Genomic DNA, 22,520 nt, shown 5'->3' with positions numbered 1-22,520 from the left:
GCGCCGGCGGATCCACTCGGCTCTCGTCTGCATCACTCCAGAGCAGGCCGAGCAACAGGCCGCATAACCCGCTGTCCAGTCTCGCGGGGGACGCTCAGCTCGCGCACCCTTGCGCCAAAAGGATTGGGCAGTTCGACAATCGGGGTACTCTCTGCGTTTGCTGCCCTAACCAACGCCGGGCCAACCCACGTCATCACCACCAATGAACATAAGAATCACAATGTAAAGCGCGCTATGCTGCGATGCGGCAAACACGTTTTCCGAGTTTGAATCACAGAAATAATCAGGCGCCCATGAACGATATGGGGCACCTTTTGAGCCGGACAGAAAAAAATTCTTTCCATCTGATGATTATCGTGGCTACCGTTGCTATAAACGGCTGAATAAAATGTCGTAAATGATCATCACGATCAAAATAAAACAGATCACTCAACCAGCAGAAAATCATCGCGAAACCCACGCCATCGCCAGCGGAGGTATTAGCCGTGACGACGATTTGGTTCATCCACTGTTCACAGTTGCAACGCGAAACCGTTTCCAGCGTCCTCGCACAACGGGGGATAGGACGGGTTTATTCCTGGGAAACGGTGGAAGCCGCTGCGGATCAGCTGCGGGCGATCAGTGGCTCCGACGACAGCGTGCCCCGCCTGATCGTGGTGGATTTGAAAGCGCTGCGATCGAAAGCATGGGCGCTGAAGCTTTTTAGCGAAAGCAACGCCAAGGTGGTGATCACCGCCAACGAATTGCACCTTTATGATTTGCGGATCGGCCTTCGTTTCGAGGTGGCGGGCTACATACTGTACAGCCTTGCGCCGGAAGCTTTCGGCCTTTCGTTGCGCCTTGTCCTGGCTGGAGAACGCGTTTTTCCGTCCCAGCTCGCCAGCGTACTCACGTCCGGCAAGGGACACCGCAATTCGGCCGATCACGGGTTTGCCGTCGCCGGTCCCCGCTCAGGCATGAACGGCCAGGGCGCCGTTGCTGCGGACGACCGGAACGCCGTCCTGCCGTCGCTGCTCGGCTTCTCCGATCTGAACCCGCTCGACGTCCAAATTCTGAACCATCTCGTGGACGGCAGCACGAACAAACAGATCGCCATTTCGCTCGGCCTATCGGAGGAGATGGTGAAGCTCAACCTCATGCAGATTATGCGCAAGATCAACGTCCGGAACCGCACGCAGGCGGCTCTCTGGACGGTGCAGAGCGGGATCTGCCGCGGGCACGGCGGCGGCGACCAAATGGGGGTGGAGCCCATCCCCGTGCGGAAGACGGCATGACGGGAGGTCGAGTATGGTCATCGATGCCGCGTGTCCGGCCCCACCGCCGGGCCCGACCTTCGCCCTGGTCACGGAAGCCAGGGCAGCCACGGGGCAAGGCCTCGCCACGCCCCTGTCCACCAAGGGCAGCCAGATCATCGACACCGTCGGCCGGCCGGTGCGCATCGTCGGCGTGAACTGGTTCGGGCTGGAAACCAGGACCTTTTCCCCGCACGGCCTGTGGGCCGCCAACTATAAGGCGACCATGTCCCAGATGCGGGACCTTGGGTTCAACACGATCCGGCTTCCCTTCTCCAACGAACTCTTCGACGAAGGGCGAATGCCGACGGAGATCGACTTCGACCGGAACCCGGATCTGCGGGGCCTGAACGGCCTGGAGATCATGGACCGGATCGTGGAGGAAGCGGGCCGTCTCGGCCTGCGTATCATCCTCGACCGGCACCGAGGCCCCGCCGGCGACAGCGCGGAGGAGAGCGGCCTCTGGCACTCGGCGGAGTATCCGGAAGCCCGCTGGATCGCCGACTGGCGGATGCTCGCGCAACGCTACAAGGGCAACCCAACCATCATCGGCGCCGACCTGCACAACGAGCCACACGGACCGGCCACCTGGGGGTCCGGCGACCTGGCCACCGACTGGGCCGCCGCGGCGACGCGGGCCGGCAACGCTGTGCTCTCCGTCAATCCCGACTGGCTGGTCTTCGTGGAAGGCATCCAGACCTACGACGGTGCGAGCTATTGGTGGGGCGGCAATCTGATGGGAGCCCGGGACCACCCGATCCGGCTGGACCGGCCGGACAAGCTGGTCTATTCGGCGCATGACTACCCGCCCTCGCTCTACCGCCAGCCGTGGCTGAGGGAGCCCCGCTTCGAGGCGCGGCTGCCGGCCATCTTCCAGCGCATGTGGGGCTATCTGAGCGAGACCGGCACCGCGCCCGTCTTCATCGGCGAACTCGGCAGCAAATTCGAGGAACCCGACGACGAGCTGTGGATGAAGGCCATGACAGCCTACCTGAACCGCGAGCATAGTAAGGACGGGGTGAAGATCGGCTGGAGCTGGTGGGCCTGGAACCCGAATTCCGGCGACACCGGAGGTCTGCTGGCCGACGACTGGACGACCGTCAACCGCTATAAGATCGACCGGCTGGCGCCGTTGCTCTCCGACAGCCGATGCTGAGCGCCGCCCCAAAAAAGCCCTCTTCCCCGGCCGGGAAGAGGGCTTTTTTGGGCGATCCCGTTCCGTCGATTTCCGTCAGGACGCGAAGCTGAACACCATCGGCTGCCGGGCGACGCGGGTGTATTGTTCCAGATACTGCACCGCGGACCGCCCCAGCGACAGGTGCTCCTCCACATACCGGCGCGGCTGGTAGGTGCCGAGGCGTTCCCAGAAGGCGTCGAACGCCGCCGGAAAGGCGTCGGCGTTGTGGAAGCGGGACCCGCAGAGCGCTTCGTCGAAATAGGGGACGGAGGACGCGGGCACGGGTTCCGGCTCGAACCGCGGGCGGCGTGGATCCATCCAGAAGCCGTTGTCCCAGGCCAGCACCGGCAGGTTCGACGCCATGGCCTCCTGGTAGGCAAGGCCCTGCGTCTCGTGCTCGCACAGGAAGACGAGGGACCGGCTGCGGGCAAGCATCCGCTTGAACCCGGCGTAGTCGTACTCCTTGTAGCGGACCAACTCGTACGTTATCCCACGCATTTCCAGGTGACGCAGCACCGGTTCGGTCAGGGTCCGGCGCATTTCCTCGTGATTCCATCGGATCTTGTCGTAGACCAGCACGTCCGTGGTCTTGGGATGTGCGGACAGGTCCGGCCAGGCGTCCGTGTCGATGCCGGTTAGGAAGCGGGCGCACACATCGCCGTAATGGGCCTTGAACATCCGGTGGTGCCAATCCGCCAGCGTCAGGTAACCCTTGAAGCGCGGATCGCGCATCAGCTGCGGCGCTTCCAGTGGATGGTCGAACAGCGACGGGCCGAGTAGCGCCGGGTTCGGCAGGCTCCATCCCTGGAGGATGTGCGGATAGCCGATCAACCCGACGGGATGCCCCGGCAGGCGCGCCGCGGTGCGGTGGTCGTTGACCCGCACCTCGCACCCCTGCTCCTTCAGCGCCTTCACCAGCAGTTTCAGGACCATCTTGTAGCCCGAGACCTTCTGCTTGTGGTGCATCAGGTTGTACAGGGGGCGGACGACCCGTTTCAGGTACCGGTCACCCTGGAAGAAGCGGTCCGTTTCGAAATCCTTGAAGAACAGCAGGACCAGCTGGTCCGGTTGTGGAGGCATCGGCGGCTCCTCGACGGGTTGCGGCCGTGGGCGCGGCCCATGGGGAAGGATGCGTGCACGGCCATGGCATGACCGTCTTGCAGGGCCCAGCCCCAGAGTGCGTCGGGAAACCTTCGAAATCGAAGCTCTCCAACGTGAGCGGGCCGCCGGAATCCGGCGAGGCGCATCGCTCGCCCGGAGTACCCAGACCATCGTCATCCATCTGCAAAGAAGCGAACGCAGGCGGTGCCCCGAAAAGGACCATCGGCGCCGACGGCTGGCGCGCGCCCCTCGCCCGGATGAGATAAACCTAAAACCGGATTAAGAAACCAACGTTTCTGTGCCCATCATCGCCGCTCGCAAAGATTTTGTGGGAGAGAAACGATGCTTCCAAAAATCCGTGAAGCCGAAGGACCCAGGAAATCAGAGCCATACACTCATCTAGACAATCTGGCATTTGCAAAGCGTCGTGAGATTTGCGGCGTTCCATTTGACGATATTGGCTTCACAGACATTCTGAAGTTCGTGACCGAACGTCCGGTGGGGTCCCCGTTCGACTATGTCGTGACGCCCAACGTGGACCATGTGGTCCGGCTGAACCATGCCGACCGGTCCACGCGGCCGCTGTACGACCGGGCGATCCTGTCGCTGTGCGACAGCCGCGTTCTGCACCGGCTGTGCCGCCTCCACCCGGACCGGGTGTCGGCCATCGTGACGGGCAGCGACCTGACCGAAGCCATGTTCGAACGCATCATCGATCCGACCGACCGGATTTGCGTGATCGGCTGCCGTGCCCAGGCCATCGAGGCCATCCGCAAGCGCTACGGCCTCCACAACCTCTATCATTACGACCCGCCGATGGGCTTCGCGTCGAGCGAGGCGGAGATCCGGCGCTGCCTGGATTTCGTTGAGCAGAACCCCGCGCGGTTCGTCTTCCTGGCCGTCGGGTCGCCGCGGCAGGAGCTGCTGGCCTGGAGGCTGGCGGAAGAGGGCCGGGCGACCGGCCTCGGCCTGTGCATCGGCGCCTCGTTGAACTTCCTGGCCGGCGAGGAACGGCGTGCACCGGTGTGGATGCGCCACGCCGGCTTCGAGTGGCTGCACCGGTTGTCGGCCGACTGGGAACGCCTGTGGCGCCGCTACCTGGTCAGCGGGCCGCGCATCGTGCCGCTGCTGGTCGCCGACCATGTGCGCTTGCTCGGCCAGCGCCCTCTGGCCCAGGGCACGGAGCCCACCCTGCGCCGCCGCGTCTGACGCCCACCCGCGACCGCACACGCCCAGACCGACCTCCGGAGGCCCCGCATGAGCTATGCGCGCTTGCTCCCCGAGACCCACAAGAACCGCAACCTGCCGCCACCGCGGATCGTGGCCTACGAAACGACCAAGCGGACACTCGATGTCCTGATCGCCGCCCTCCTTCTGCTCGCCTTCCTGCCGCTTCTGCTGATCATCGCCCTGGCGATCCGCCTGGATTCGCCCGGCCCGGTGCTGTTCACGCAGTGGCGCAGCGGCTGCAACGGCGCGCGCTTCCGCATCGTCAAGTTCCGCTCCATGCGCGTGCACCAAGGCGCCGGCGTGCGGCAGGCACGGCGCGGAGACCCGCGCGTGACCCGCGTCGGCCGGTTCCTGCGCAAGACCAGCCTGGACGAGCTGCCGCAGCTGCTGAACGTGCTGCTCGGCGACATGTCGCTGGTCGGTCCGCGTCCGCACGCCACCGTGCATGACGAGGAGTTCGGCAAACTGGTCGTCGGCTACCGGCGCCGCTACGCCGTCAAGCCCGGCATCACCGGGTTGGCCCAGGTCGTCGGCCAGCGCGGGGAGACGCCGTCGGTCGAGACCATGATGCAGCGGGTCGCGCTCGACCTCGCCTACATCGAGCAGCGCTCGCTTCTCCTCGACATGAAGATCCTGATCGCAACCGTCCCGGCGCTGGTGCGCTACCCGGGCGTGTGAACCCGACTCCATCCCAACAGTCCCAATCCTAAAAAGGACGGCTTATGTCGGAACAGGTTTTGCCGAGCCCCCATCGGGGCGCGCACGCGCGGGATCACCACGGGCGGGACCATTATCTGGAGATCGACATCGTCCACCTGGCGCGCGTGGTCATGCGCCGGCGCTGGACGGTCCTGATCACCACGGCGTTTCTGACCGCGGCCACCGTGGCGGCCGTGTCCACCATGCCGCCCCGCTATTCGGCAGAAACGACGCTGCTCCTGGAAAGCCGCAACAGCCGCCTGTCGGCCCTGCAACCCGCGACCGAGAAGCTGATCCAGGGCCTCCAGTCCGACGCCTACGTCATCCGAACGGAAATGGACCTGCTGACGACGCGCAGCCTGGCCGAGAAGGTGATCCGCGCCATGGCGCTGGACCAGAGTCCAGAGTTCAACCCGAAGCTCCAGACCCAATCGCCGCTGCGCAAAGCCATCGCCGATCACCTCCAGCCCGTGCGCGAGGCCTTCCTGGCGGTCCGCGACAGCCTCGGCCTCGCGCCGGAGCCGGAGCCGGAACTGCCGCCCGGCTCCATCGACGAGGAGGTGGTGCGCGAGGTGATGAGCCGGCTGACCGTGCTGAACGAGGGCGGCGCTTACACGCTGCGCGTCCGCTTCGTGTCCCGCGATCCGCACCTTGCCGCTGCCGTCGCCAACAAGTTTTCCGAGTTCTATCTGGCCGACCAGGCGAACACGCGCGAGGAGTCGACCCGCGCCGCCGCCCGCGACATCGCGTCCCGGCTGGACGAGCTGCGCCAGACCATGCTGGCCAGCGAGACGGCGGCGCGCACCTTCCGCAAGGACCACGGCCTTCTGGAGGTCAACGGCACCACCCTGCTGAACCAGGAGCTGGTGAACCTCAACGGCCAGCTCGTCGCCGCCGCCGCCAGGCGGGCGGAATTGGATGCCGAACTGAAGGAGGCGGAACGCGCGCTCTCCTCCCGGGCGTCGATGATGGTGTCACGGGTCGTGGACTCCCACCTGATCCAGACGCTGCGCGAGCAGGAGGCGAAGCTCCAGTCCGCCGAAGGCAACCTTCTGGAACGGCTGGGGCCGCGCCACCCGGACATCCAGAATCTGCGCAGCCAGCGCGCCGCCCTGCAGGACAAGATCGATCAGGAGGTCGGCCGCATCCTCGGCAGTCTGCGCGGCGAGGTGCGGGCCGCCCAGGGCCGGGAAGAGGCGCTGCGCGCCCGGCTGGACGGGCTGACCGTGCGCCAGGGCGCGCTGGGCGACAACGAGATCCGCGCCGCCCAGCTCGACCGCGAGGCCCAGATCAACCGCACCATCTACATGAATCTGCTGGAGCAGTTCAAACAGGTGGACCAGCGCTCGACCAATGGCCAGTCGGACGCCCGCCTGATCTCCGCTGCCGTCGCCCCGTCCAAGCCGTCCGGCCCCAGCAAGTCGATGATCGTCGTGGCGGCGCTCGTCACCTCGGCGGCGCTGGGCGTCCTGCTGGTCATCATCTCCGACTGGCTGCGCGGCGGCATCAGCGACGTGGAGAAGCTGGAGGAGTTCCACAACGCGGTCGGCTACGGCCTCGTCCCCGAACTGGACGGCAAGCCGAACCCGGTCGGCGAAATCCTGGCGGCCCGCCCGTCCTACTACCGCGAGGCGCTGATGGCGATCGGGGCGGAGCTGTCCCTGGCGCCGAGCGGGCGGGCGCCGAAGATCATCGTCGTCACCTCCTCCCTGCCGCAGGAAGGCAAGACGGTGCTGGCGACCTCGCTGGCGGTGACGGCGGCGCGGGCGGGCGGGCGCACCCTGCTGCTCGACTTCGACCTTCGCCGCCCGGCGGTCGGCCGGCTGCTGGACAGCCGCCCGCACACCGACCTGCCCGCCACCCTGATCGACAATGGGGCGCCGGGCCAGGGTCTGATCCACCACGCGGAGTCCGGTCTCGACTACATCCCGTCCTCGTCGGTGACCGGCAACGTGCAGAGCCTGCTGCGATCCGACGCCACGCGCGGGCTGCTCGCCTGGGCCGCGACGCAGTACGACCTCGTCATCCTGGACACGCCGCCGGTGCTGACGGCGCCTGACTCCCTTCTGCTGGCGGCCTGGGCCGATGCGGTGCTGCTGGCCGTCCGTTGGGAGCGCACCCCGCGCACGGCCATCCGCAACGCGATGCGCCTGCTGCGCGTCAGCAACGCCCCCATCGCCGGCACGGTGCTGACCCGCGTGAACATGCAGCAGCACGCCCGCTACCGCTACGGCGACGTCGATCACGTCCTGTCCAAGCGGAACTCCTACTACGCCTGATCCCCCTTCATGCCTGACCGGGAGCAAGCCATGCACAGCGACCGCACCCCCGACATCAGCGTTCTGGTCTGCACCTTCCGCCGCACGCACCTGCTGCCGAACCTGCTCCGCCGCCTGGCCGCGCAGGAGCATCTCGGCTCCCTCGCAACGGAGATCGTGGTGGTGGACAACTGCCCCGACCGGTCGGCGGCGGAAACCGTTGCCACGCTCGCCGCGGAGATCCCGTCGCTTCACTACGTGGCGGAGCCGCGGCCGGGCATCTCCAACGCCCGCAACACCGGCATCCGGCATCTGCGCGGGCGGCTGGTCGCCTTCATCGACGACGACGAGCAGCCGCAGCCCGACTGGCTGCACCAGCTGGTGAAGACCCAAACGGAAACCGGCGCCGACGCGGTGTTCGGCCCCGTCCTGCCGATCTTCGTCAAGCCGGTCGAAGACTTCCCGCGCCTGTACGAGGCGGCCTTCACCCAATCATCCGACGCCCCGACCGGCACGCCCATGGACCGCAAGAAGCTGCTGTGGTTCCTCGACCGCCGGCAGATCTGCACCCGCACGACGGCGACCAACAACGTGCTGATGGTCCGCGACCGCTGTCTGGCAAAGGAGCAGTGCTTCAGCCCCGTGCTGGGCCTGTGTGGCGGCGAGGACACCGTCTTCTTCACCCAGCTGAGGTTGGAGGGGCGGCGGATGGTCTGGTGCAAGGAGGCCGTCGTGCAGGAGTTCATCCCGCCGGAGCGGACGAACAGCCGCTACGTCACGCGCTACCGCTACCGCAGCGGGCAGACGACCTCCTTCTCCTGCGTGATGACCAACCCCCGCCGGGTCGGTTCACTGGCCCGCTTCATGGCGGCGGGCGCGGTTCAGGCGGCGCTTTACGGCACGCTGGCGCTCCTCACCGCCCCGACCAACCGCGAACGGTCGACCGGCTGTCTCTGGTCGGCGGCGGGCGGCCTTGGCAAGATCTTCTGGTCCAAGGGCTTCCGCGTCCAGGTCTATGGCCGCACGCCGAAGGCCCCGGCCCTCGCCGGCCGCTCGGCCAAGGCGTGAGGCACCGCGGTGGCCGCGGCGATCCCATCCCTGCCCGACCGGGCCCGGCCCGACGGAATCGGGCCCCATGGCATCCGGCCTGCCCCCGCCCGCCACGACGGACCGGGGATCGGCCCGTCCCACCGGCGGCGGCTGTCCACCCAGCGGCTCATCGCCGGAATGGGGGCGGTCTTCATCCTGGCGCTGCTGCTGACGCTCTACACGGTGGGACCGATCCCGCTGGCGCCCGCCAGCTACGACCAGCTCGCCAACGCCGACAAGCTGAGCACCTTCAACCGCCTGTCGCTGTCCGGACTGTTCCTGATGAGCATGCCCTTCCTGCTGATGCGGCTGGGCGTGGTGCTGGAACTGGTGCGGCGCAGCTGGCCGATCCTGGTGGCGACCGCTTGGTTCCTGGTCAGCGCCGCGTGGTCGCTGTCGCCGTCCTACACGCTGCTGCGCTGGGTGCAGCTCCTGATGTTCCTGGCGGTCGCCTACACGCTGGCCGCGGCGCTGCCGGGGCCGCGGTCGCTGCTGCGCGTGGTGGGGCTGGTCAGCGCGGGCGTGGTCGCCTTCAACGTCTTCGTCGTCCTGTTCATGCCGGAGGTCAGCGTCACCCCGCTCGGCGAAAAGGGCATCTATTCGCAGAAGAACGTCGCCGGGGCCATGGCGCTGCTGTTCGGGTGCCTGCTGGTGGGGGCTCTGTGGTCGGCGCGCAGCCTGTTCGGCTGGGTCTTCTACGCAGGCGCCCTGACGGCCGACCTGTGGCTGCTCTACGTCACGCGGTCGAAAACGGCGCTGGGCATCGCGCTGCTTCTGCTGTTGCTGCTGCCCCCGATCTTCTACGTGGTGCGCAAGGGCCGCTACTACATGACGGTCACGACCTGCCTCGCCGTCGCGGTCATCGGCGCGGCGCTGTTGAACATGATGGTCCTGAACATCACGCTCGACACCATCAACCAGCTGATGTTCGGCGACCTGACCTTCACCGGCCGAAGCTTCATCTGGGACGCCGTGCTGCGCGAGGTGCAGGACCGGCCACTGACCGGCTTCGGCTGGGGCGCCTTCTGGGGCATCGGGCTGCCGATCAACCCCTTCACCCACGCCGACCCGAACGAGTTCTTCATGGACGCGACCGTCATCAACACGGCACACAGCGGCTACATGGATATCCTGCTGCAAACCGGCTGGATCGGGTTGGGCCTCACCAGCTTCGCGATCCTCTGGTACATCGCGCTGGCCATGCGGCTGGTCCACCGCAACGCGGTTGCCGGTCCGGCGTTGGTCGCGGCCATGGTGATCGCCACGGTGATGCTGAGCCTCGCGCTGAACAACGCGCTGGAAAGCCAGCTTTTCCGGGCGGGCGACTGGATCGGCTTCATCCACCTGCTGCTGGCGCTGCAACTGGACCGGATGGCGCTCGACGCCGACCGGGTTCCGCTCGGGAGGGTTTGATGAAGGCCATGCTGAACCGGCTGAAGGCCGCGCCGGGCGCCCTGCTCGGCGACTCCGCCCGGCGCGCCCAGCTTCTGGACAGCGCCGCGACCTTTCTATCGCGGGCCTGCGGGACGCTGCTGATCTTCGTCATCAGCGTGGCGCTGAGCCGCAACCTGGGCGCTGGCGATTTTGGCCGCTATTCCTTCGCATTGTCCTTCAACTACATGTTGGTCATCCTGGTGACGCTGGGATTGCCGGTGGCGGGCATGAAGATCACGGCCCGCTATCTCGCCCGCGGCCGCACGGGCATGGCGGTGCATTTCCTGCTGTTCGCCGCGGTCCTCGTCGTCGCCATGGCGGCGGCGGTGGGGCTGGCCGTCTCGACCATCCAGCCCTGGCTGCCGGAGGCCTATCGCCAGCCGACCGGCCTGACGGTGCTGATGCTGGCCTCCATCGGGCTGATGCGGCTGCTGGCCGACACGGCGCGCGGCGTGGGCCAGCCGCTGCAGGGGAACCTGTACGAGAATGTCTATTCCCGCCTGATGATCCTAGCCGGCGTGCTGTGGCTGGTCGTCACCGGCCGGCTGGACGGAGTGGAGGGGCCGATTCTGCTCTACGCCGGGGCCAACCTGATCAGCGGGATCGGGCTGCTGGTCCATTTGCTGCGCACGTTGCGGGCGCGGCCGGCGGCGTTGCCCGGCGGACATGGACGCGGCGTCGGGCGCGGGCGGGTGCGGATCTACCGCGGGTGGGTCGGCGTTTCCACGGTCATGATGCTGACGCCGGTCTTCTTCTTCGTGATGGCGGAGACCGACATCATCCTGATCGGCCTCTTCTCCACCGACGAGCAGGTCGGCCTTTATCAGGTGGCCCGGCGCATCGCGGAGCTGACCACCTTCTGCACGCTGATCGCCAACGTGGCGGCGCTGCCCCGCTTCGCGTCCCTGCACGCCAAGGGGGATCTGCGGGGCATGCAGGCCGTCGTGGACACGGCCAACATCCTGGCGCTGGTGCCGGCGGCGCTGGTCTGCGCCAGCATCCTGGCCTTCGGCGTCCCGGTGCTGGGCGTCTTCGGGCCGGAATTCACGGCCGGCTACGCGCTGTGCGTCCTGATGGCGCTGACACGTCTGGTGGACAGCCTGCTCGGCCCCGCCGGGGAAATCCTGATGATGACCGGGCACCACACCCGTACCATGCGCGTGAACCTGCTGTTCGGCGCCTTGAACATCGCGCTGAACGCGCTTCTGGTGCCGCGCTTCGGCGCGACCGGGGCGGCGGCGGCCACGGCGGTGTCGCTGGTCGGCTGGAAGCTGTGGACCTATTGGCTGGTCCGCCGCCACGTGCCGGTGGAGCCCTGCCTGCTGCTGCGGCTCCCGCGGCGGACGCGCGTCGCCCGCCCGCCCCTGGGTGCCCGCCCGTGAGGCGGGGCGGACACCCTTTGGAGGCCGGACCGTCAGGCGGCGTCCTGGTGGTGCCAGGCCGCGTGGTCGCTCCAGTCGTGGGGATGGTGGGGGTTGAAGCCGGACGCCATCTCCGCCGGATCGGCGACGGGGGTGACCGGAAGGGACGCGGAGGCGACCGTCGTGTCCGCCGGACGCGCGGCCACCGTCGCCCACAGGTCGACGCCGTCGTCGGACAGCGACAGGGCCGCGGCCTTCGCGGCTTCCGTGATGGTGCCGGTGCCCTGGGTGGTGCTGATGGTGGCGTTGGTCGCCGCGGAAAGCTTCAGCCCGAAGGTCTCCGTGCCCTCCGTCGCCGTGTCGCCCAGAACGGTTACCTTGACCTGCTTGGCGGTCTCCCCGGCGTTGAAGGTCACCGACCCGCTGGCCGCCTTATAGTCGGACCCGGCCTTGGCGGTGCCGTCCACCGTCGTGTAGTTCACGGTCACCGCATTGGCCGCGGCCTGCGACAGCTTGATCGTGAAGACAGCGTCGGTCTGGCCCGGCGTAACGGTGGTCGTGGAGGTGCCGTTGTACAGCGCGCCCTTGATGGCGTTATACTTGGTAGCGTCCACCGTCTTCCAGTCGTCGGTCAGGATGCCGCCGGTATCGCCGGAGTTCGGGTTCCAGGACCAGTAGGTCCAGCTCGCCCCCTGCTTGCCGGCGCCCAGGTCCAGCGTGCCGTTGCCGTCCAGGTCGCCGTTCATGTACTGGGTCAGCTTGGCCATGTACTGCTGGTCGGCGGTGGTCTGCATGTAGGCGCCGAACTCGCCCACCAGCACGGGATGCTTGTTGTCCCGCATCAGCCAGCCCCAGTTGTCCGTGTAGACGCCCGGCAGGTTGTTGGGATAGGCCGAGTCCTGGAACCAGGACTGCGTGTGCAGCGACGGCCCGTAGGAGTGGACGGAATATACCAGCTTGTCCGGCGTGTTGAACTGCACGTCGTAGGCCTTGGCCCCGCGCAGATTGCCTCCCCACCAGTCCCACTGGTTGTTGTAGACCTCCGTCCCCTCGACGATCATCAGCCAGTCCTTGTTGACGGACTGGATGGCGTTGCCGATGCGCTCCGCCGCGTGCGCCCAGTCGTTGGCGCCGTTGTCGCCCCAGGTCGCGGGGCCGTGCGGTTCGTTGTGCAGGTCGGCGCCGATGACGGTGTCGTTGCCCTTGTAGCGCTGGGCCAGCATCTTCCAGTTCTCGATCATCTTCGCTTCCGGATACTGGCTGTCGTACCAGAGTCCGTTCTCGTTGGCCGAGTTGCCGGTGCTGGAGCGGTGGTGGTCCAGGATGATCTTCATGCCGATCTTGCCCGCGTAATCGACAATCTTGTCCATGACCTGCAGCGAGGACAGGCCGCTGAGGTCCGGATTTTTGGAATAGTCGATGGTGTTGGCGCCGGGGCTGGCGGCCAGCGCGCTGTCGGAGAAGGGCAGACGGATCACGTTGAAGCCCAGCGACTTCATCTGGCCCATCATCTCCTGGTAGCCGCGCGTCCACAGCCCGTGCGGAACGCCGGTCTCCGTCTCGAATCCGAACCAGTTGACGCCGGTCAGCCGGACGTTGTGCCCGGCGCTGTCCACGATCTGGTTGCCGCTGGTGTGAAGGAAGCCGGACGCGATCCCGCCGCCGGACGTCGTGGTGGTGGTGCCGGGCTCCGTCACCGTGACGCCGTCCACCGACAGGGACGGCGCGGTCGGGGTGGGCGCGGCCGGGGTGGGCGAGGTCGGGGCGGTGGGGGTAGTCGGCACGGTGGTGGAGCCGGGGAACCAGGACTTTTCGGCGTTCACCACCAGCGTGCCGTTCCACCACATCCCGGACTGGCCGGCGACCACGTCCTTCCCGTCCAGGGCGCCCTTGTCGTAGGACACGTTGGCGTCGGTCGCCTTCACCGCGTGCCCGTTGATAGTGACCGTGTTGACGTAGAGCGAGCGGTCCTGGCCGTTGATGACGGCATCGTTGTCGTACTGGATCTGGACCTTGTGGGCCTGGTCGGCGGTCAGATTGGCGGTGAAGCTGTAGTCCTTGGCGGTCGTTCCGACAGTCGCCTCACCGACCTTCTGGCCGTCCACCAGCAGCTTGAAATGCGCGTTCACGCCGCCCGCCGGGCTGCCGGAGGCGTTCACCTTGATCGTCGAGCCGGACGCGGCCGGGGGTGGTGCCGGGGTGGCCGCCGGCGTGGCGGCGAAGGCGCTGGCCGGGGCGGTGAAGGCGATGGCGCCCTGCCACCACATGCCCTCCTGCCCGGCGACCACATCCTGCCCATCCAGCGCGAAGCGGTCGTAGGTCACGCCGCTGTCGGTCGGCAGCATCGTGTGGCCGTTCACGACGATGGACTTCAGCCCGAGATTCCGATCCTCCCCGTTCAGGTAGGCGTCGTTGTCGAAATAGACCTGGATGGTGTGTGGCTGCCCGGCGGTCAGCTGCGTGTCGAAGCTGTAGGCCGTCGGGCTGGCCGAACCGGCCGTGCTCTGCCCGACGTCCTTGCCGTCTGCGATCAGGCGGAAATGGGGCCAGACGCCGCCCGCCGAGGCGCCGTAGGCGTTCACGACGATCCGGGTGGCCGCAAGACTTTGGGTGGTAGCCATGGGGAGATAACCCTGCGTCATTGACATTGGATGGTACCGTGACCGTCAATGGTTAACAGAAATTATCATGCGGACTCAGGAATCGGTCACAAATAATGACATTTTTATACCTGAGTAAGTCGAACAAACACGCCTTCATGACTCACCGTAGAATCAAAATAATTTCCAACAAACTCATGTTGACTCACGTGAGGGGAATGTCTGCTCAAAAAGCAGACGGGAGACCTCCGCCGTGACTTCGAATGATAATTTTGCTCGAATTGTATGATTATGTGAAACGGACCGACAATGGTGCGCAATTCGATTGACGGCTGGCGGTCGGAGTGTCGGGCCGGTGGAGCAGAACACGGAAAAAGGCTGGGGCTCAGCCGGTTGGTCGTGATTCTCTCGGGTCGTGGCCTTCGCTTGGCCGCCAGTCATCTCGACCACGCGGTCCCAACCCCTGGTGAACAGCGCGCCCGCCGCTCCGAGGTCGAGGCAGGTCACGTCGGATTTCTGTTGGTACGGCTCGGTCGGCACGCCGAGCAGGTCCGTCGCCGCCTGTGCGGTGTCGCCGGCGGCAAAGATCGAGGGAGCCCCGGGCACGCGCAGGTCGCGATCGACTGCACCGACCGATAGGTTTCGGTCGCCGAACGATGGCCCACCCCGACCTGTCGCCAGGGCGCGGGACGATCCTACCAACGTCCAGGCTTACCCAGCGATCGCCGGTCATGCCCTACCAAGCCGGACACTATCGACGCCGTCGTTGGGCGTGCCATCATGCGCGCAGTTCCTGATGGAACGTCCGGTAAGGCAGCACATCGTCCACCGACGAACGAGCCGATGGGCTCGGGAGGCAACCATGACCATCCTCGCCAATGCCACAGTCCTGATCGCGGAGGCCCACCCATCCGTTGCGTCGGGGCTGCACGCCATGATCGGGCACTGGGGCGGAGTCGGCCGGATCGTGCGCACGTCGACGGAGCTGCACGCGTCCCTGCACGACACGCTGCCCGACATGCTGCCCGACATACTGTTGGTGAACATCGACATGGTCGGGGGACGCGAGGGACTCCGTGCCCTTGCGCTCCGTCACCCGATCAGGATCGTCGCCATGTCCGCGCAGCCGTTGCCGGCGGGCAGCGTCCGATGGGGCTCCGTGATGTGCCTGGAAATGCCGTTCTCCATCGACGATCTCCAAACCGCGCTCACCTCGGCGTGCGGAGAGGGTGTTCCGCGCCTGAACGCACCTGCCCTGAAGGGCTGTCGGGACCAGGGCCGCATCGCCTCCTGATGGTCCTCACGGGTCCGGCGTGGGGTCGGGCCGTTCGTAGAGGTCGACCGGCTCCGCGAACCCTTTCAGGCTGTAGTTTCCCGCAGGTTTGGCCCGGCCCGGCGGCAGCCGTTCGGCGAAGCGCCGGGACATCAGCAGCGGATGGCCGGTTTGGCTGCCCACGGCCTGGATGCGGCTGACGAGGTTCACATCGGGCCCGATCAGCGTGAAGTCCAGCCGCCGGCCCGAACCGATGTTGCCGTAGCTCACCTCGCCGTAATGCAGGGCGATGGTCGCGGCGAGCGGCGGATCGGCCGTGGCGAAGGCGGCGAGCCGCGCACACACCTCCTCGGCCGCGCGCAGCGCCGTCGCGCAGGCCGCCTCCGGCGGGTTGCCGGGGAAGAAGGCCAGGACGGCATCACCCATGAACTTCAGGACCTCGCCCCCGGCGTCGGCCACGACCGGCAGCACCTGGTCGAAATACAGGTCCAGCAACTCCAGCACGCGCGCGCCCGGCAAACGGTTCGACAGGTCCGTGAAGCCGCGCATGTCGCACAGCATCAGCGCCGTGCGCAGCGACTCCACTTGGCCGCGCCGGATGTGGCCGGCTAGGATGCGCCGGGCCGTTCCCGGGCCGACGTAGGTGTCCAGCAGCGTCAACTCCACTTGGCGCAGGGTGCGCAGCTCGCACCCGTTGCGCAATGCCGGCAGGATGCGGTCCAGGGCGGCGCGGTCGCTTGCGGAGAAGCCGCGGGGCCGCACCGTGCCGAAGGCGGCGGCGCTGACCGGTCCGTCGGCGGTGTTGAGCGGCACGATCAGCAGTTCGGCAAGCTCCCGTCCAACGAAGACATCCATCAGGGGCGGGGACGAGTCCGGCAGGGCGTTCGGCCGCACCACCATTGTTTCGCCCGTGTCCATCACCCGTCGCACCGGGCTGCCGAGAAAGCCCGCGGACGCCTCGATCCCGTGCTCCCGGTCGTGGATCTCCACGGGTTCGTTCGGAGCCCAGGCGACCGTGCGCCCCAGAATCTCCGGATGGAGCGTGCGCAGGTGGAGCGTCAGCCGGTCAATGGGCAGGCCGATGGCCCGCAACCGCCGTCCCAGCCCGGCGATGAACGCCGCCTCGTCCATGCTGTGGCAGTCATCGCCCGCCAGCCATTCCACCACATCCACGATCGACGCCGGACGGGACGGAGGAGGGCGCTTGCTCTTGCCGGAAGGCCCAAAAGGCCCGGAGCGGGCGGTCGCTGATCGGTAAACCGTGTGTTTCATGGCATCCCTCCGGATTTTCGCACGCACACCATTGCTCAGTGTGCGCCGCCGGCGCTCAGATGCTCCGGCTTCTTCAACAGCAGGGTTGCGACCAGGGCGACGAGCAGGGCGACGCCCAGCAGGAAAAAGGCATCGCTGAACGCCATGACGAAGGCCTGTTTGCGCACCACCGCGCCGATGGCGACATAGGCGCGGCGCCCTGCATCGATCGGGTCGGTGATGCCGTGCGATTGGAAGTACCGGGTCAGCTGCTCGATACGGGCGACGGTCGCCGGCTCGAACAGCGAGACCGCGTGCGACAGGATGTTGGAGTGGAACTGCTCCCGCTTCGTCAGAAAGGTTTGCAGCAGGGCGATGCCCACCGCACCGCCCAGGTTGCGCATCATGTTGAACAGGCCGGAGGCGGAGCCCGCGTTCTCCGTCTCGATGCCGGCGGTCGCCACCGCCGACAGCGGCGCGAAGACCAGCGCCTGCCCGACGGCGCGGACGATGTTCGGGATCAACAGCTGGTCGGCGGCATAGGAGGCGGTCATGGCGATGTTCATGAAGGCGCTGCCGGCGAACAGCGCGAAGCCGACGGCGATCAGCAGCCGCGCGTCGAACCGCTTCATCAGCCGCGGCACCAGCGGGATCAGCAGAAGCTGCGGCAGCCCGGTCCAGGCCAGCACGCCGCCGATCTGCTCCGCGTTGTAGCCCTGGATGCGCGACAGGTAGACGGGCATCACGAAGACGGACCCGTAGAGCGCCACGCCCAGCATGAAGTTCGCCACGATGCCGAAGCTGAAGTTGCGCCGCACCAGCAGCCGCAGGTTCAGCAGCGGCCGGGCGCTGTGCAGCTCGATCCACAGGAACAGCCCCAGGGACACCGCCGCGACGATGCTCAGCCGCAGGATGAAGGGGGAGCCGAACCAGTCCTCCTTGTTGCCTTCCTCCAGCACCGTCTGCAACGCGCCGAGCCCGACCGCCATCGTGACGATGCCCGGCCAGTCGCCCGTCTTCAGCAGGGCCAGCTTCATGGGCGCGGGGTCCAGCGAGAAGGCCAGCAGGCCGACCATCACGGCGCCGGGGATCAGGTTGACGTAGAAGATGTACTGCCAGCCCCAATTCTCCGTCAGATAGCCGCCGATGGTCGGCCCGATCGCCGGGGCGAAGGTCGCCGACAGGGCGAACAGGGCGAGCCCGACGGACTGCTTGGCCTTGGGCAGGAGCGTGATGATGATGGTGAAGGCCATCGGGATCAGCACGCCGCCGCAGAAGCCCTGGATCGCCCGCAGGACGATCATCTGCTCCAGGTTCGCCGCGAAGGCGCAGAGGACCGAGAACAGCAGGAATAGCACCGCGTTGACCAGCAGGTAGCGGCGGATGGAGAAGATCTGAGCCAGCCAGCCGCTCAGGGGAATCACGATGATCTCGGCCACCAGATAGGCGGTGGAAATCCAGCCGCCTTCGTCGATGCCGGCGCCGATGGCGCCCTGGATGTCGGCGAGCGAGGCGTTGACGATCTGGATGTTCAGCACCGCCATGAACGCGCCCAGCGTCGAGCCGATCACGGCGAGCCAGTTCCGGGTGGATGCGGTGCCGGCGGTATCGGCCGCGGCGGGGGTGGACATGGCTATGGTCCTTGTGATGAGGAGGGTGGGGCGGCCGTCAATTTGCGGACGTTGCCGCGTCCCGTGTCCCGGCCGTGCCGCGGGTGTCGATGGTCGGTTCGACCGACATGCCGGGGCGCAGAAGGCCCGACAGAGGACCCGGATCGAGAAGGATCTTCACGGGAATGCGCTGCACGATCTTGGTGAAGTTGCCGGTCGCGTTGTCCGGCGGCAGCAGGGCGAATTCCAAACCGCTGGCCGGCGACAGGCCGTCCACATGGCCCTTCAGCTCCACGCCGGGAAAGCCGTCGACCGCGATCTCCACCGGCTGCCCGGCGTGGACGTGGGTCAGCTGGGTTTCCTTGAAGTTCGCGACGACGTAGACCGCCTGCAGCGGCACCACGGCCATCAGCTGCGTGCCGGTCTGCACATACTGTCCGACCCGCAACGAGCGGGCGCCCACCGTGCCGGAGATCGGGGCGGCGATGACCGTGTAGGACAGGTTCAGCCGCGCCTGCTCCAAGGCGCCGCGACTGCGGTCGCGTTGCGCTTCGGCCTTGCCGCGTTCGGTGGCCAGCACATTGATCCTGTCCTGCGCGGCGACCAGGGCGGCGCGGTCGCCGCGCAGCTTGGCCTGCGCCTGGCCCAGCGTCGCCTCGGCCTGCTGCGCCCGCTGCGTCGTGCCGTAGCCGGTCTGCATCAGGTCGCTGTAGCGGGCGTTGTCCTTCTGCGCAAAGGCGAGAGCGACCTCGCTCGCCGCCACGTCGGCCTTCTCCTGCTCGATCAGCGACCGCTGCAGCACGATCTGGGCGTCCAGGTTGCTGATCGCCGCCTCCGCCATCTCCAGGTCCGCCTGCGCCTGGTCCAGCGCCACGCGGAAGTCGCGGTCGTCGATGCGGGCCAGCGGCTGGCCGGCGGTGACGCGCTCGTTGTCCTGGACCAGGACCTCGGCGATGTAGCCGGACACCTTCGGGGCGATCACCGTGTGGTCGGCCTTGACGTAGGCGTCGTCGGTGGTTTCCAGATACCGGCCGACGGTCCAGTAGCGGTGCCCGGCGAAGCCCGCGGCCGCAACGCCGCCGAGGAGGACCAGCGCCAGCGCGGCGCGCTTGAGCGCCGGGCGCCTGATTGCCGTGCGTTCGACCGCCGTGCGCGGCGCCTCGGCCGTGCCGCCGTGCCTGCCATCGTGAGTGAGTTCGACCATCGCACCCCGTCCTGTTCTGCGGCAAAGCCGGGGGGCTGAGCCATCCCGGTCCGCACAGTCAGGATGGGGCGGGTGCGGCGAGGTGAGAATTCCGGAAAGTCTGGAAAGTTTATCCAGCCTGGGTGGATAATCGGGCCGGAACGGCGAAGCGGAGGACGCGTGGACCGGCTGACGAGCCTGACGGCCTTTGTGCGGGTGGTGGAGTGCGGCGGCTTTTCCGCGGCGGCGCGGCGCCTGAACCTGTCCGTCACCATGGTCAGCAACCACGTCCAGGCGCTGGAGGACCGGCTGGCGGTCCGCTTGCTGAACCGGACCACGCGGCGGGTCAGCCTGACCGACGCCGGGCGGGCCTACTACGACCGTTGCGTCGGCATCCTTGCGGAGCTTGAGGCCGCCGACGAACTGGCCGTGGCGCTGAACGCGACGCCCCGGGGAACGCTGCGCCTGCACGTCGGCACCCACCTGGCGCGCTTCATCGCGCCGGCGATCAGCGACTTCGTCGCGCGGTACCCGGCGGTGTCCGTGGAGCTGACCATCGGCGAGGCTTCGGTGGACATCGTGGACGAGGGGTTCGATCTGGCGGTGCACCCCTTGCAGCCGCAGAACGCGAGCCTGATCTGCCGGCGGCTGACGCCCTGGCGGCACGTGCTGTGCGCGGCGCCGGCCTATCTGGAGAAGCACGGGGTGCCGCAGAGCCTGGAGGAGCTGGCCCGGCACAATTGCCTGCGCTACAGCCATTACCCGTTCGGCAACGATTGGCGCTTCACAGGGCCGGACAAGACGGATGTGTCCGTGCGGGTGTCCGGCAATCTGGTGACCAACAGCGGGGAGACAATGCGGCTGGTCGCGCTGAGCGGCGAGGGGTTGCTGCTGCTGCCGAGCTTCATCGTGCTGGACGACCTGCGCAGCGGCGCCCTGCGCCAGCTGCTGCCGACCTATCGCCCGCTGGAGTTCGCCATCAACGCCATCTACCCGCACCGTGACCACCTGTCCACCAAGGTGCGGACCTTCATCGACCTGCTGGCCGTGCATTTCGCCCGGCATCGCGAGTGGCTGAACCCGTTCGACAGCGCGTCCGCCGCTTTCGCGCGCGCGGTCGGCGAACCGTCGCCTTCCCAGGATTGACCTGACCGTCGCCGCGGGGCGAAAGCGTGCAGCGGGGTGCGACAATCTGTCCATTCTAAAAGATGCATTTTCGGCGCATGTTCATCCCACGACATCAAACGCCGCACGCCGGCGCTGCGATCGACCGGGCGGTAACGAAGGCCCGGCAAGCAGGCGGCGGACCGCCATCGGCGACCGCACCGGCGTCCGGACACAGGAGATCCAACATGGCGACGTTCATCCTCACCACGCATCACACGCCCCGCGACCTTGGCGACCGTGTCGCGTTGGGCTTCACCAAGGCGTTGCGCCTGCTGGCCGACACCTTCTTCGCCAAGCGCTATGGGCATCGCGCCATCGTGCTGGAAACGGTGGCGGCGGTTCCCGGCATGGTCGGCGCGACGCTGCAGCATCTGCGCTGCCTGCGCCGCATGCAGCACGACCGTGGCTGGATTCACACCCTGCTCGACGAGGCGGAGAACGAGCGCATGCACCTCATGACCTTCGTCGAGGTGGCGAAGCCGAACTGGCTGGAACGCGTCCTGATCCTGCTGACCCAGGGTGCCTTCTACAACGCCTTCTTCCTGCTGTACCTGATCTCGCCGAAGACGGCCCACCGCGTGGTCGGCTATTTCGAAGAGGAAGCGGTCGTCAGCTACACCGGCTATCTCGCCGAAATCGACGCCGGCCGGCACGCGAACCCGCCGGCCCCGCGCCTCGCCATCGACTATTGGAAGCTGCCGGAAACCGCCACGCTGCGCGACGTCGTGCTCGCCGTCCGCAACGACGAGGCCAACCACCGCGACGTGAACCACGGCTTCGCCGACACGCTGGCGGGCCAGCCGTCCGCCGATGCCGACCGCCGGGACGAGCCGCGCAAGGCCGCCTGACCGGAAAAGAGTCACCCTCCTCGGACGGGCTTGCCTTTCCTGCGCCCGAACCATCGCCCGAACCACCGCCTGAACCATCGGCGGAACGCTTCCGACCGATCCCCCACCGCATTTCATAAGGAAAAGACCATGACGCAGCGTCTGGACAATCGTGTGGCCGTCGTCACCGGCGCCAGTTCGGGGATCGGCCGGTCCATCGTCGAACGGTTCCTCGACGAAGGCGCCAAGGTCGCCGTGTTCGCGCGCGACGCCGAGGCCCTGCGGGACCTCGCCGCCCGGGCTCCGGACCGGGTGCTGGCCGTCGCCGGCGACGTGACCGTGCGCGCCGACCTGGAGCGTCTGGTCCGGGAAACGACCGCGCGCTTCGGAGGCGTGGACGTCGTGGTGCCGAACGCCGGCGTCGCCAAGGTCGTGCCCTTCGCCGACAGTAACGAGGACGCCATCCACGACCAGTTCTCGGTCAACGTCGTCGGCGCGCTCCAGACCGCGCGCCTGTTCCTGCCGTCCATCCGCCGCAACGGGTCCATCGTCTTCATCACCACGTTCCTGGTCCAGGTCGGCTTTCCGGGCTTGGCGATCTACAGCGCCAGCAAGGCGGCGATCAGTTCCGCCACGAAAACGCTGGCCGCGGAGCTGGCGCCGCAGGGCATCCGGGTGAACGCCGTGGCCCCCGGTCCGATCGCCACCCCGATCTGGAGCAAGGTCGGCCTTCCCGAGGACGTGCTCGGTCAAGTGGCGGCCAACGTCACCGCCCGCCTGTTCCCGGGCGCCTTCGGCGCTCCGCAGAGCATTGCCGACGCGGCGCTGTTCCTCGCCTCGGACGAGGCAAGGAACATCTACGGGCAGGAGCTGGTGGTCGACGGCGGCTACACCGTCGGCTGAGGGCAAAGTCGCCTGACGCTCCTGCTCGGGGGCGTCAGGCGCGGAGTCACGGGGGTCACCAAGGC

General features: G+C 67.3%; 17 protein-coding genes. 12 read left to right on the top strand and 5 right to left on the bottom strand.

The features are described from left to right. The first annotated feature begins 485 nt into the window (after positions 1 to 485). A complete protein-coding gene (locus J2851_RS36570) occupies positions 486 to 1,274 on the top strand; it encodes a LuxR C-terminal-related transcriptional regulator (protein ID WP_209767303.1) in 789 nt (262 codons plus the stop codon). Positions 1,275 to 1,287: 13 nt separating this feature from the next. Continuing rightward, a complete protein-coding gene (locus J2851_RS15630) occupies positions 1,288 to 2,448 on the top strand; it encodes a glycoside hydrolase family 5 protein (RefSeq protein ID WP_209767302.1) in 1,161 nt (386 codons plus the stop codon). Positions 2,449 to 2,523: 75 nt separating this feature from the next. Here the strand turns inward: J2851_RS15630 and J2851_RS15625 are convergent, their stop codons facing one another. Continuing rightward, positions 2,524 to 3,549: a glycosyltransferase gene (locus tag J2851_RS15625; RefSeq protein ID WP_209767301.1), complete on the bottom strand. Its 1,026-nt coding sequence runs from the start codon at positions 3,547 to 3,549 to the stop codon at positions 2,524 to 2,526. Between the two features lie 504 nt (positions 3,550 to 4,053). Between J2851_RS15625 and J2851_RS15620 the strand changes: the two genes are divergently transcribed. The 6 genes from J2851_RS15620 to J2851_RS15595 are packed head-to-tail and all read left to right on the top strand — an operon-like array spanning position 4,054 to position 11,662. Then, positions 4,054 to 4,779, top strand: coding sequence for a WecB/TagA/CpsF family glycosyltransferase (locus J2851_RS15620; RefSeq protein ID WP_209767300.1), 726 nt, complete (start codon positions 4,054 to 4,056; stop codon positions 4,777 to 4,779). 48 nt (positions 4,780 to 4,827) lie between these two features. After that, positions 4,828 to 5,478 (top strand): exopolysaccharide biosynthesis polyprenyl glycosylphosphotransferase, encoded by a 651-nt coding sequence (locus J2851_RS15615; protein WP_209767299.1) that lies wholly within the window; start codon positions 4,828 to 4,830, stop codon positions 5,476 to 5,478. Between the two features lie 44 nt (positions 5,479 to 5,522). Then, on the top strand, positions 5,523 to 7,778 hold the full coding sequence (locus J2851_RS15610) for a GumC family protein (RefSeq protein WP_209767298.1): 2,256 nt from the start codon (positions 5,523 to 5,525) through the stop codon (positions 7,776 to 7,778). Positions 7,779 to 7,808: 30 nt separating this feature from the next. Next, on the top strand, positions 7,809 to 8,825 hold the full coding sequence (locus tag J2851_RS15605) for a glycosyltransferase family 2 protein (RefSeq protein ID WP_209767297.1): 1,017 nt from the start codon (positions 7,809 to 7,811) through the stop codon (positions 8,823 to 8,825). Between the two features lie 9 nt (positions 8,826 to 8,834). Continuing rightward, a complete protein-coding gene (locus J2851_RS36565; protein ID WP_209767296.1) occupies positions 8,835 to 10,259 on the top strand; it encodes an O-antigen ligase family protein in 1,425 nt (474 codons plus the stop codon). Next, on the top strand, positions 10,259 to 11,662 hold the full coding sequence (locus J2851_RS15595; protein ID WP_209767295.1) for an oligosaccharide flippase family protein: 1,404 nt from the start codon (positions 10,259 to 10,261) through the stop codon (positions 11,660 to 11,662). Before J2851_RS36565 ends, J2851_RS15595 begins: the two co-directional genes overlap by 1 nt. A 32-nt stretch (positions 11,663 to 11,694) precedes the next feature. On the opposite strand, the gene J2851_RS15590 is transcribed toward J2851_RS15595, so the two are convergent. Continuing rightward, the gene (locus tag J2851_RS15590) at positions 11,695 to 14,262 is read right to left on the bottom strand and encodes a cellulase family glycosylhydrolase (RefSeq protein WP_209767294.1); all 2,568 of its coding nucleotides are present in this window, start codon (positions 14,260 to 14,262) and stop codon (positions 11,695 to 11,697) included. Positions 14,263 to 15,103: 841 nt separating this feature from the next. Here J2851_RS15590 and J2851_RS15585 point away from each other — a divergent pair. After that, on the top strand, positions 15,104 to 15,535 hold the full coding sequence (locus J2851_RS15585; RefSeq protein WP_209767293.1) for a response regulator: 432 nt from the start codon (positions 15,104 to 15,106) through the stop codon (positions 15,533 to 15,535). A gap of 6 nt (positions 15,536 to 15,541) precedes the next feature. On the opposite strand, the gene J2851_RS15580 is transcribed toward J2851_RS15585, so the two are convergent. The 3 genes from J2851_RS15580 to J2851_RS15570 are packed head-to-tail and all read right to left on the bottom strand — an operon-like array spanning position 15,542 to position 19,579. Then, entirely contained in the window at positions 15,542 to 16,786 is a 1,245-nt protein-coding gene (locus J2851_RS15580) for an adenylate/guanylate cyclase domain-containing protein (protein WP_209767292.1), read from the bottom strand. 35 nt (positions 16,787 to 16,821) lie between these two features. Next, on the bottom strand, positions 16,822 to 18,396 hold the full coding sequence (locus J2851_RS15575) for an MDR family MFS transporter (protein WP_209767291.1): 1,575 nt from the start codon (positions 18,394 to 18,396) through the stop codon (positions 16,822 to 16,824). Between the two features lie 37 nt (positions 18,397 to 18,433). Further along, entirely contained in the window at positions 18,434 to 19,579 is a 1,146-nt protein-coding gene (locus J2851_RS15570) for an HlyD family secretion protein (RefSeq protein WP_209767290.1), read from the bottom strand. Between the two features lie 159 nt (positions 19,580 to 19,738). On the opposite strand from J2851_RS15570, the gene J2851_RS15565 reads away from it, so the two are divergent. From J2851_RS15565 to J2851_RS15555, 3 genes are all read left to right on the top strand, one after another. Further along, on the top strand, positions 19,739 to 20,704 hold the full coding sequence (locus J2851_RS15565) for a LysR family transcriptional regulator (RefSeq protein ID WP_209767289.1): 966 nt from the start codon (positions 19,739 to 19,741) through the stop codon (positions 20,702 to 20,704). Between the two features lie 206 nt (positions 20,705 to 20,910). Next, complete coding sequence (locus tag J2851_RS15560) at positions 20,911 to 21,573, top strand: alternative oxidase (RefSeq protein ID WP_209767288.1); 663 nt, start codon at positions 20,911 to 20,913, stop codon at positions 21,571 to 21,573. A 129-nt stretch (positions 21,574 to 21,702) separates the two neighbouring features. Further along, positions 21,703 to 22,455: an SDR family NAD(P)-dependent oxidoreductase gene (locus tag J2851_RS15555; protein ID WP_209767287.1), complete on the top strand. Its 753-nt coding sequence runs from the start codon at positions 21,703 to 21,705 to the stop codon at positions 22,453 to 22,455. Positions 22,456 to 22,520: the final 65 nt, after the last annotated feature.

The sequence above is a fragment of the Azospirillum rugosum genome (assembly GCF_017876155.1).
GTDB lineage: Bacteria > Pseudomonadota > Alphaproteobacteria > Azospirillales > Azospirillaceae > Azospirillum > Azospirillum rugosum.
Note: the sequence above shows the minus strand (reverse complement) of the source record. Positions and strands in the feature narration are given on the sequence as shown.

Excerpts from the sequence above, each read along its gene's own strand:
- J2851_RS15585 (WP_209767293.1), top strand. The coding sequence starts at position 15,104 with ATGACCATCCTCGCCAATGCCACAGTCCTGATCGCGGAGGCCCACCCA.
- J2851_RS15575 (WP_209767291.1), bottom strand. The coding sequence starts at position 18,396 with ATGTCCACCCCCGCCGCGGCCGATACCGCCGGCACCGCATCCACCCGG.
- J2851_RS15570 (WP_209767290.1), bottom strand. The coding sequence starts at position 19,579 with ATGGTCGAACTCACTCACGATGGCAGGCACGGCGGCACGGCCGAGGCG.
- J2851_RS15555 (WP_209767287.1), top strand. The coding sequence starts at position 21,703 with ATGACGCAGCGTCTGGACAATCGTGTGGCCGTCGTCACCGGCGCCAGT.
- J2851_RS15610 (WP_209767298.1), top strand. The coding sequence starts at position 5,523 with ATGTCGGAACAGGTTTTGCCGAGCCCCCATCGGGGCGCGCACGCGCGG.
- J2851_RS15630 (WP_209767302.1), top strand. The coding sequence starts at position 1,288 with ATGGTCATCGATGCCGCGTGTCCGGCCCCACCGCCGGGCCCGACCTTC.
- J2851_RS15560 (WP_209767288.1), top strand. The coding sequence starts at position 20,911 with ATGGCGACGTTCATCCTCACCACGCATCACACGCCCCGCGACCTTGGC.
- J2851_RS15605 (WP_209767297.1), top strand. The coding sequence starts at position 7,809 with ATGCACAGCGACCGCACCCCCGACATCAGCGTTCTGGTCTGCACCTTC.
- J2851_RS15580 (WP_209767292.1), bottom strand. The coding sequence starts at position 16,786 with ATGAAACACACGGTTTACCGATCAGCGACCGCCCGCTCCGGGCCTTTT.
- J2851_RS15590 (WP_209767294.1), bottom strand. The coding sequence starts at position 14,262 with ATGGCTACCACCCAAAGTCTTGCGGCCACCCGGATCGTCGTGAACGCC.
- J2851_RS15615 (WP_209767299.1), top strand. The coding sequence starts at position 4,828 with ATGAGCTATGCGCGCTTGCTCCCCGAGACCCACAAGAACCGCAACCTG.
- J2851_RS15625 (WP_209767301.1), bottom strand. The coding sequence starts at position 3,549 with ATGCCTCCACAACCGGACCAGCTGGTCCTGCTGTTCTTCAAGGATTTC.
- J2851_RS15595 (WP_209767295.1), top strand. The coding sequence starts at position 10,259 with ATGAAGGCCATGCTGAACCGGCTGAAGGCCGCGCCGGGCGCCCTGCTC.